This window comes from Thermus scotoductus DSM 8553 (assembly GCF_000381045.1).
Taxonomy (GTDB): Bacteria; Deinococcota; Deinococci; order Deinococcales; family Thermaceae; genus Thermus; species Thermus scotoductus.
In genome coordinates, this window is sequence record NZ_KB905753.1 from 18857 (window position 1) to 27668 (window position 8812).

Sequence of the window (8812 nt, forward strand, 5' to 3'; positions counted from 1 at the left end):
ACCATTATAGTCGATTATAGTATGACCATGAAGGTCCTTATGGTGGCCCCCGAGGCCTATCCCCTGGTGAAGGTGGGGGGGCTCGCCGACGTGGTGGGGGCCCTGCCCAAGGCCTTAAGACCCCTGGGGGTGGAGGCCACGGTGCTTCTTCCCTGGCACCGCTTTGTGGAGGCGCAGCGGGTGGGAGAGGTGGCCTATGCCTTCGCCGGACAGGAGGAAAGGGCTCCCCTGGGGGAACGGTGGGAGGGAGGGGTGCGGTTTCTCCTTCTGGGCGTGCCCGGGTTTGAACGGGACCGGGTCTACGGCTACCCCGACGACGTGGAGCGCTACCTCCGCTTTGCCGTGGCGGCGGGCCGGGTGGCCCTGGGGTTTGACCTGGTCCACGCCCACGACTGGACCGCTGCCCTCCTGCCCCTTACCGCCAGGGTGCCTGCCGTCTACACCATCCACAACCTGGCCCACCAGGGCCTGGTGGACCCCGCCCTCTTCTTCCACTGGACGGGGCTTCCCTGGAGTCTTTTCCACATGGAGGCCCTGGAGTTCTACGGCCAGGTGAACCTGATGAAGGGGGGTATTGTCTTCGCCCGGGCGGTGACCACGGTGAGCCCCTCGTATGCGGAGGAGATCCAGACCCCGGAGTTCGGCATGGGGCTGGATGGGGTGCTGAGGCGCCATGCGGGTAAGCTTTTCGGCATCCTGAATGGTTTGGACCTCGAGGTCTTTGACCCGGCCAAGGACCCCCACCTTCCCGCCCCCTACTCCCGGGAGGATGTAAGGGGCAAGGCCCTGGCGCAAAAGGCCCTTTGGGAGCGCACGGGGCTTAAGGGGCCCCTCCTCGCCTACGTGGGCCGGCTGGACGGGCAAAAGGGCCTGGACCTTATCCTGAAGGCTGTTCCCCGCTTGAAGGAGCTGGGCTTTTATCTTCTGGTCCAGGGGGTGGGGGACGAGGGCCTAGCGCAAGCCCTCAGGCAGGTGGAGGAGGAGAATCCCGGCTTCGTGCGCTTTGTGGAGGCCTACGACGAGGCCTTGGCCCGCCTGGCCTACGCGGGGGCGGACGCCCTTTTGGTGCCGAGCCGCTTTGAACCCTGCGGCCTGGTGCAGATGATCGCCCAGCGCTACGGCACCCCGCCCGTGGCCCGGGCGGTGGGGGGGCTTAAGGACACCATAGAGGATGGCCGCACGGGGGTACTCTTCCAGACCTACCACCCCGAGGGCCTCCTCTACGGGGTCTTGCGCCTTTTCCGCTTGGGGCCGGAGGCCCTGGGCCTGAGGGGCATGGAGAAGGACTTCTCCTGGGAAAGGTCCGCCCGGGCCTACCTGGAGGTCTACCGAAAGGCCCTGGGCTAATATGGGGGGGATGCTTCCGGACCTCGAGGCCAAGGCCCTGGCGGGCGACCCAGAGGCCCAGGCCCTGCTCCACTTTCTCCGGCTTCTAAGGCGCAAGGAGTACCAGGAGGCCAGAGTCTATGCGGAGGGTTTCCCCGAGGAACTTAGGGAGAGGCTTTTGGCCGGGCTTAGCCTGCTAGTTGCTTTTGCCGAAGGCAAAACAAGTCTTGAGGAAGCCCCTGAGCGCCTGGAAGACCCCCTGTTCGCCGCGGAGCGGGAGGTCCTCTTGGGGGTAAGGGCCGTGAGGGAGGGGAGAAGGGAGGAGGCCGAGGCCCGTTTTCAAAAGGCCCTTGCCCTGGATCCCCATCACCACCGGGCCCTCAGCAACCTGGGCAACCTTTACCTGGAAAGGGGCGAGCTGGAGGCGGCCTTGGATCTTTACCAGCGGGCGTTGAAACTGGCCCCGGAGGACCCCCTGGTCCACGAGAACCTGGCGGCCCTTTATAAGCGGAAGGGGGACCTGGACAGGATGATAGCCCACATGAAGCAGGCCACCCGCCTCAAGATGCGCCCGCCTGTTTCCCTAGATCCCCTGACGGGAAAACCCCAGCGCCGCCCGCTTCACCGCCGCATTCCCCTTTGGGTCTGGGTGTTCCTCCTCACCCTCCTGGTCTACCTGCTCCTGAAGAAGCCCTAGGGCCTGGTCCAAGGCGTCCAGGGAACGCCCTTCCGAAAGCAGACGTCGCCAAAGCCGCCCCCCAGGCTGCCCCCGAAAGAGGTTCAACATGTGCCTCAGCACTGCCCACGGAGGGGTACCCTTTTGCGCCTCCGCTTCCAGGTAGAGCCGCATGCGCCGGGCCACATCCAGCCGGCTTGGCCTATGCGCCAGGCCGAACACCCGCCGGTCCGCCTCCTCCAGCACGAAGGGGTCCTCGTAGACCGCCCGGCCCATCATGACCCCATCCACCTTCTCCAGGTGGGGAAGGGCTTCCTCCAGGGTTCGCACCCCTCCGTTCAGAACGAAGGTGAGGTGGGGAAAGTCCGCCTTTAGCCGGTGGACCCAGTCGTGGCGCAAGGGGGGAACCTCCCGGTTTTTCCGGGTGGAGAGGTTAAGGAGGGCGCTACGGGCATGGACGATGAAGACCCGCACCCCGGTTTCCCCATACGCTTCCACCCAGCGGGCGAGGAGGGGGTAGCTTTCCCCTTCCACCCCCAGCCGGAGCTTCACCGTGACAGGGATGTCCACCGCTTCCACCATGGCCTTGAGGATCTCCCTCACCCTTATGGGGTCCAGGAGGAGGCAGGCGCCAAACCCCCCCTCCTGGGCCTTTTCCGAGGGGCAACCCAGGTTTAGGTTCACCTCGTCGTATCCCCAGGCCTGGCCGATCCGCGCCGCCTCCGCCAGGCTTTTGGGATCCGAGCCCGCAAGCTGCAGGGCGATGGGGTGCTCCTCGGGGTGGAAGGCAAGGAGCCTTTCGGCTTTTCCCCGGAGCACCGCCTGGTCCACGGTCATCTCCGTGTAAAGCCGCACCTTGCGGCTGATCTGGCGGACCAGGTAGCGGAAGTGCCGGTCCGTCCGGTCCACCATGGGGGCCACGGACAGGCGGTGGTCAGACACCCTGCAAGACCTCCGCCGGGGACAGGACCCTGGGTTCGCGGAAGGCGATGTCCTCTTCTTCCCCTTCCTCGATCACCTCGAGGCCCGGGTATTTTGCCCGGAGCAACTCTACCAGCTCCTGCACCAGGTCCTCGGGGGTGCTGGCGGCGGAGGTGATGCCCGCGCTTTCGGCACCCTGGAGCCACTCCTCCTGGAGATCCCTGGCGCTTTCCAGGCGGTAGGCTCTGCCGGTAAGGCTTTGGGCCAGTTCCAAAAGGCGCATCCCGTTGGAGGAGTGGGGGCTGGTGAGCACCAGGAAGAGGTCCACATGGGGGGCGATGCGCCGCACCGCCTCCTGGCGGTTCTGGGTGGCGTAGCAAAGGTCCTTTCGCCTGGGCACCACCAGCTTGGGGAAGCGGGCCTTGAGGATCTCTATGGTCTTTAAGGTGTCTTCCACGCTCAAGGTGGTCTGGGTGAGGACCACCACCCGTTCGGGGTCGGGCACCTCCACGGTACGGGGGTCGGCCAGGCGGGGGTCCTTGCCCACGTGGGTGTGCACCGCCACCAGGATGGTCCTTTCCGGGGCCTCCCCGTAGGTGCCCTTCACCTCCTGGTGGTCGGCGGAATCCCCCACCAGGAGGATCCAGTACCCTTCCTGGGCATAGCGTCTGGCCTCGATGTGCACCTTGGTGACCAGGGGACAGGTGGCGTCCAGGATGTGGAAGCCCATTTCCGCCGCCTGCCTGCGCACGGCCGGAGGGTGGCCGTGGGCGGAGAAGACCAGGGTGCCCGCCAGGGGCTTTTCCCGGCGAAGGCTATCGATCTCGGAAAGATCCTCCACGAAGTGCACCCCTTTGGCCCTAAGCCGCTCCACCACCGCACGGTTGTGGACGATCTCGTGGTACACCACCAGCTCCCCCTGGGGTTTCAGGGCCTCCGCCCAGCGCTCCACCGTCTGGATGGCCATCACCACCCCGGCGCAGAAGCCCCTGGGCCGGGCCAAGTAGAGGCGCTTTAGCTCCCTCTCCATGCCCTCCATTCTAGGCGTCCGCCTCCTGGGCCTTTGTGTCCCGGGCGAGGAGCCTTTCCGCTACCTCCCGGGCAAAGGGGGTCTTGGCCCTTTCCAGGGCCTTCCTGGCGGTTTCCCGCCCCTTGCCCCCAGGGCGGAAGCCCTCCTGGGCCAGGGCCAGGAGGGCCAAGGCAGTGGCAGGGAAGGGGAGACCTTCCTTTTCAAGAAGCCCCAGGCCCTCCCCGTAGCGGTGGAGGGCCTCCCGGTACGCCGCCCTTAGGAGGGCCTGGCTGCCTTCCTGGAAGGCCCGGGCTACCCTCAAGAGGCCTTCGGCCTCGGCCAGGGGTTCGCCTTCCTGGGCGGAGAAGTGGGCCGCCTCGAGGAGCCTTTCCAGGGCCAGGGTTCGCTCCTCCTCGGGCAGGAGGGGGGAGTATTCCCGCTGGAAAAGGGGGGCGAACCAGGAGAGGCGGAGGGGTTTCCGCAGGCGAAAGGTTTCCCCTTGGGCTTCCACCTCCTGGTCCAGGGCCTTGAGCAAGGGCACCAGCTTGGGGAAGCGGGCCCGCACCTCCTCCCGTCTGGCTTCTCCCCTTAGGGCCAGGAAAAAGAGAAAGGCCCCTACTCCTTCCACGCCTCCACTTCCTTGTAGTGCACCAAGGCGGCGAAGAGGGGAGAGGACCCATCGGCCACGGAGAACTTGACCTCCACCAAAACCACCTCCTCGGGAAGGTCCTCCACAAAGCGGTTCAGCCTTTCTTGAAAGATATCGGGATCGTTGGCGGTGATCACCTTGAACCTAACCCCCTGCATGGCCCCATTATGCCCTGCGTTCCACCAGGGCGGTGAGGAGGTTTTGCAAATGGGAGGTGGCCTCCCGTCCGGGGAGGGTGTCCAGGTAGGGAATAAGGGCACCCAGGCCCTCTTGGGCAAGTCTCTTGGCCTCCTCCTTGGCCCAGGCCACGGCTCCGGAGACCAGGAGGTTTTGCCAAAGCCAGCGCACCTCGGCCTCGGGCTTGGCCTCCCGGGGAAGGCTTAAGAGGGCCTCGGCCCGGATGCGGTCCTCCTTGGGGGCTTCCTGGAGGTAGCGGATCAGGATCAGGGTGCGCTTGCCCTCATAGAGGTCCCCGGCGAGCTCCTTGCCGTAAGCCTGGTCCCCCTCGAGGTTGAGAACATCGTCCATGATCTGGAAGGCTATCCCCAGCTTTAGCCCTGCTTCCTCGTAGAGGGCAGGGGGCGTTTTCCCGGAAAGCAGGGCTCCAAGCCTCAAAGGAGCCACGGCGGTGTAGTAGGCGGCCTTATGGGCCACCAAGTGGAGGTAATCCTCCGGGGTCAGGTCTAAACGGCCGGAAAGGGTCCAGAGGAGGTCCAGGTGTTGCCCGTAGGCAGTGCGGTGCACCACCTGATGGAACTCGGCCAGCACCTCCGGTCCAAAGAGGCCTTCGTTCAAACCTCGGATCAAAAGCCCCCACATCTCCCCATGCAAGGCATCCCCGGCATTCAGGGCCAGGGGCATGGGGTAGAGGCGGTGCAGGGCGGGCCTTCCCCGGCGCTCCTCGGAGCCGTCCTCTATGTCGTCGTGGATGAGCACCCAGTTTTGGAAAAGTTCCAGGGCAGTTCCTGCCCAAAGGCTGGCCTCGAGGGTAGCACCATGGGCCAGCCCCGCATAGACCACCAAAAGCCCCCGGAGCCTCTTTCCACCTCGGGATGGATACTCCTGAAGAAGCGCCTGGTAAGCGGGATCCGGGTGGGTCAGGTAGCCCAGGAGTCTTTCGTGGAGGGCATCCTTCACTTCCTGGGGAGAGGGCACCATGCTATACACTTTAGGCCATGCGCGGCTACGCCTTGGGCCTCCTGGCCCTCAACCTCCTCACCCTTCTTTGGGGCACCACCTTTGTGGTGGTCAAGGGGGCGGTAGGGGAGATGACCCCAAGCCTTCTGGTCTTCCTGCGCTTTCTTTTGGCCAGCCTCTTCTTCCTCCCCTGGGCCTTTCGCCTGCCCAAGGGGGTGTGGGGCCCGGGGATGGAGCTGGCCTTTTGGCTGCTTCTGGGCTATGCCTCCCAGGCCGTGGGCCTCATGTACACCTCGGCGAGCCGAAGCGCCTTCATCACCGCCTTGAACGTGGTCCTGGTCCCCTTGATCCTGGGCCTGGTGGGCCGGAGGCTTGGGGGGGTTTGGCTGGCGGCCCTTTTGGCCTTTTTGGGCGTGGGGTTTCTCTCCTATGATCCCCGGCAGCCTCCCTTGAACGTGGGGGATCTCTGGACCCTTCTTACCGCCCTTACCTATGCCCTTTACATCGTGCGCCTCGAGGTGCACGCCAAGGCCTTTCCCTCCTTGCCCCTCACGGCGGTTCAGATCTTCGGCACGGCATTACTTGCCCTGCCCTGGGCCCTTTGGGAGGGGGTGAGGTGGGAAGGGATACCCTGGGGTGCTGTTTTCTACCTAGGGGTGGTGGCCACGGCCCTCACCACCTGGCTCCAGACCTGGGGACAGAGGTACGTGCCTGCACCCCAGGCGGCCATCCTTTACACCATGGAACCCGTCTGGGCCACCCTTTTTGCCTTCGCCGTTCTGGGGGAAAGGCTGGGCTTTCTGGGGGGCCTTGGGGCCTTTCTGGTGGTCCTGGCCACCTTCCAGGCTATCCGCCGATCCCCAGCATGACCCGCTTCCTTAAGGTGGGGAGGGTGTTGCCGAAGGCGGGCTTGCGGTTGGTGGCGATCAGGATGGCATCCACCAGGGCCTCCACCGGCTCCTCTGCGGCAAAGGCCCAGGAAATATCCATCTCCAGATCGGTGAGGAGGCAGGGCCGGAGCTTTTTGTCGGAGGTGAGGCGAAGCCGGGAGCAGTTGGAGCAGAAGGGCTCGGTGACGGGGTTGATGAACCCCAGGGTGCCCTGGGCCCCGGGGATCCGAAAAACCCGGGCCGGGGAGGTGGGGTCATGGGGAACGGGTTCCAAGGGACCAAAGACCGCCTCGATCCGCGCCCGGATCTCCTTTCCTGACACAAAGCGGCGGCGGTACTCCTCGGGGTCGGAGTTGTCCAGGTGCATGTACTCGATGTAGCGCATGTGCAAGGGACGGTCCAGGGAGAGGCTGGCTAGGGGCACCACCTCTTCCTCGTTCATCCCCCGGATCACCACGGCGTTGAGCTTGACGGGATGAAGCCCAAGCTCCAAAGCGGTTTCTATGGCCTCTAAAACCCGCTCCACCTTGCCGCCCCGGGTGATGCGGGTGAAGACCTCAGGGGTGATGGCGTCCAAGGAGATGTTCACCCGGTTCAGGCCTGCTTGCACCAGCTCCTTGGCCCTTTTGGCGAAGAGGAGGCCGTTGGTGGTGATGGCCACGTCCTCGATGCCCTCCTTGCTCCGGGCCCGTTCGATCATCTGGGGAAGCTCCTTGCGCACCAAGGGTTCCCCGCCCGTGAAGCGCACGGCGGAAAGGCCAAGGAGGGAGGCGGCCTCGAGGAAATGGTCCACCTCCTCCACGGTGAGGGTTCCCGGGGGCTCGGCCATCTCGAGGCCTAAAGGGTGGCAGTAAAGGCAGTGCAGGTTGCACCGGGGGGTGACGGAGATGCGAAGGTCTTTGATAAGGCGCCCGTAGTTGTCCAGTAGCTTCATGCCTTTCCCTCTTCGGGCCACCATACTACGCCCTAGGCCGGAGGGCAAGGGATAAAAAAACAAACCCCCAGGTCTAGGCCTGGGGGTTGATGTGGAGCGGGAGACGGGACTTGAACCCGCGACCCCGACCTTGGCAAGGTCGTGCTCTACCAACTGAGCTACTCCCGCGTAGTAAAAATCCCCCGCACCGACCTACTCTCCCAGGACCCTGCGGTCCCAGTACCATCGGCGCTGGCGCGTTTCACTTCCGTGTTCGGAATGGGAACGGGTGGTTCCACGCCGCTATGGGCACGGGGGATTCTCGTGTTTTGTTTTTCAAAATCCCACGCCGCCTTCAAGCGGCAGGGGATCCAAGCTGGGGTGGTCATCAGGGCAAAAGGGTCAAGACCTCGGACGATTGGGACCGGTCAGCTCAACGCCTCACGGCGCTTACACCTCCGGCCCATCCACCGGGTAGTCTTCCCGGGTCCTTACCGGCTTCACACCGTGGGAGGCCTCATCTTGGGGCGGGTTTCCCGCTTAGATGCTTTCAGCGGTTATCCCTCCCGCACATGGCTACCCAGCTTATGCCCCTGGAGGGACAGCTGGGAAACCAGAGGTGCGTCCCTTCCGGTCCTCTCGTACTAGGAAGAGCCCCCCTCAAGCCTCCTGCGCCCGTGGCGGATAGAGACCGAACTGTCTCACGACGTTCTGAACCCAGCTCGCGTGCCGCTTTAATGGGCGAACAGCCCAACCCTTGGGACCTTCTTCAGCCCCAGGATGCGACGAGCCGACATCGAGGTGCCAAACCTCCCCGCCGCTGTGGACGCTCGGGGGAGATCAGCCTGTTATCCCCGGGGTAACTTTTATCCGTTGATCGATGGCCCTTCCACACGGGACCACCGGTTCACTAGGCCCGGCTTTCGCCCCTGCTCGGCTTGCAGGCCTCACAGTCAGGCTCCCTTCTACCCTTGCGCTCTCCGGCGGATTTCCGTCCCGCCTGAGGGAACCTTTGGGCGCCTCCGTTACCCTTTAGGAGGCGACCGCCCCAGTCAAACTGCCCGCCAAGCGCTGTCCCCAATCCCTTGGGTTAGGCCCCCAGCCGCATCAGGGTGGTATTTCACCGGCGCCTCCACCGCCCCCGAAAGGGCGGCTTCACAGGCTCCCACCTATCCTACGCAGACGCGACCAAGAGCCAACACCAGGCTGCAGTAAAGCTCCACGGGGTCTTTTCGTCCTGCCACGGGTAGGCCGCATCTTCACGGCCAGTTCAATTTCACCGGGTCCCTCG

General features: G+C 64.7%; 9 protein-coding genes, 1 tRNA gene and 2 rRNA genes. 3 read left to right on the plus strand and 9 right to left on the minus strand.

The genetic code is table 11. The features are described from left to right. The first annotated feature begins 27 nt into the window (after nucleotides 1-27). A complete protein-coding gene (locus F604_RS0108760) occupies nucleotides 28-1347 on the plus strand; it encodes a glycogen synthase (RefSeq protein ID WP_026329092.1) in 1320 nt (439 codons plus the stop codon). 10 nt (nucleotides 1348-1357) lie between these two features. Then, a complete protein-coding gene (locus F604_RS12640) occupies nucleotides 1358-2023 on the plus strand; it encodes a tetratricopeptide repeat protein (protein ID WP_019551329.1) in 666 nt (221 codons plus the stop codon). Here F604_RS12640 and dusA read toward each other — a convergent pair. From dusA to F604_RS0108790, 5 genes are read right to left on the minus strand one after another with little or no spacing between them, the layout of a single operon-like run. After that, on the minus strand, nucleotides 1910-2944 hold the full coding sequence (gene dusA, locus F604_RS0108770; protein ID WP_019551330.1) for a tRNA dihydrouridine(20/20a) synthase DusA: 1035 nt from the start codon (nucleotides 2942-2944) through the stop codon (nucleotides 1910-1912). The two genes, F604_RS12640 and dusA, sit on opposite strands and share 114 nt — an antisense overlap. Further along, on the minus strand, nucleotides 2937-3962 hold the full coding sequence (gene ispH / locus F604_RS0108775) for a 4-hydroxy-3-methylbut-2-enyl diphosphate reductase (RefSeq protein WP_019551331.1): 1026 nt from the start codon (nucleotides 3960-3962) through the stop codon (nucleotides 2937-2939). Before ispH ends, dusA begins: the two co-directional genes overlap by 8 nt. 1 nt (nucleotide 3963) lies before the next feature. Further along, the gene (locus F604_RS0108780; RefSeq protein ID WP_019551332.1) at nucleotides 3964-4560 is read right to left on the minus strand and encodes a hypothetical protein; all 597 of its coding nucleotides are present in this window, start codon (nucleotides 4558-4560) and stop codon (nucleotides 3964-3966) included. Further along, nucleotides 4548-4739, minus strand: a complete 192-nt coding sequence (locus F604_RS0108785; RefSeq protein ID WP_019551333.1) for a hypothetical protein — start codon at nucleotides 4737-4739, stop codon at nucleotides 4548-4550. Before F604_RS0108785 ends, F604_RS0108780 begins: the two co-directional genes overlap by 13 nt. 7 nt (nucleotides 4740-4746) lie before the next feature. Further along, entirely contained in the window at nucleotides 4747-5739 is a 993-nt protein-coding gene (locus F604_RS0108790; protein WP_026329093.1) for a polyprenyl synthetase family protein, read from the minus strand. A gap of 17 nt (nucleotides 5740-5756) precedes the next feature. Between F604_RS0108790 and F604_RS0108795 the strand changes: the two genes are divergently transcribed. Beyond that, the gene (locus tag F604_RS0108795) at nucleotides 5757-6587 is read left to right on the plus strand and encodes a DMT family transporter (protein WP_019551335.1); all 831 of its coding nucleotides are present in this window, start codon (nucleotides 5757-5759) and stop codon (nucleotides 6585-6587) included. On the opposite strand, the gene moaA is transcribed toward F604_RS0108795, so the two are convergent. From moaA to F604_RS0108815, 4 genes are all read right to left on the minus strand, one after another. Further along, nucleotides 6565-7542, minus strand: coding sequence for a GTP 3',8-cyclase MoaA (gene moaA, locus F604_RS0108800; RefSeq protein WP_019551336.1), 978 nt, complete (start codon nucleotides 7540-7542; stop codon nucleotides 6565-6567). The genes F604_RS0108795 and moaA overlap by 23 nt on opposite strands. Before the next feature lie 92 nt (nucleotides 7543-7634). Beyond that, nucleotides 7635-7710, minus strand: a tRNA-Gly gene (locus F604_RS0108805). A gap of 11 nt (nucleotides 7711-7721) precedes the next feature. Beyond that, a 5S ribosomal RNA gene (gene rrf / locus F604_RS0108810) occupies nucleotides 7722-7838 on the minus strand. Between the two features lie 81 nt (nucleotides 7839-7919). After that, a 23S ribosomal RNA gene (locus tag F604_RS0108815) occupies nucleotides 7920-8812 on the minus strand; the annotation flags it as partial.

Coding starts and splice junctions, on each gene's coding strand:
- F604_RS0108760 (WP_026329092.1), top strand. CDS start 28: ATGAAGGTCCTTATGGTGGCCCCCGAGGCCTATCCCCTGGTGAAGGTG.
- F604_RS12640 (WP_019551329.1), top strand. CDS start 1,358: ATGCTTCCGGACCTCGAGGCCAAGGCCCTGGCGGGCGACCCAGAGGCC.
- ispH (WP_019551331.1), bottom strand. CDS start 3,962: ATGGAGGGCATGGAGAGGGAGCTAAAGCGCCTCTACTTGGCCCGGCCC.
- F604_RS0108785 (WP_019551333.1), bottom strand. CDS start 4,739: ATGCAGGGGGTTAGGTTCAAGGTGATCACCGCCAACGATCCCGATATC.
- F604_RS0108790 (WP_026329093.1), bottom strand. CDS start 5,739: ATGGTGCCCTCTCCCCAGGAAGTGAAGGATGCCCTCCACGAAAGACTC.
- F604_RS0108795 (WP_019551335.1), top strand. CDS start 5,757: ATGCGCGGCTACGCCTTGGGCCTCCTGGCCCTCAACCTCCTCACCCTT.
- moaA (WP_019551336.1), bottom strand. CDS start 7,542: ATGAAGCTACTGGACAACTACGGGCGCCTTATCAAAGACCTTCGCATC.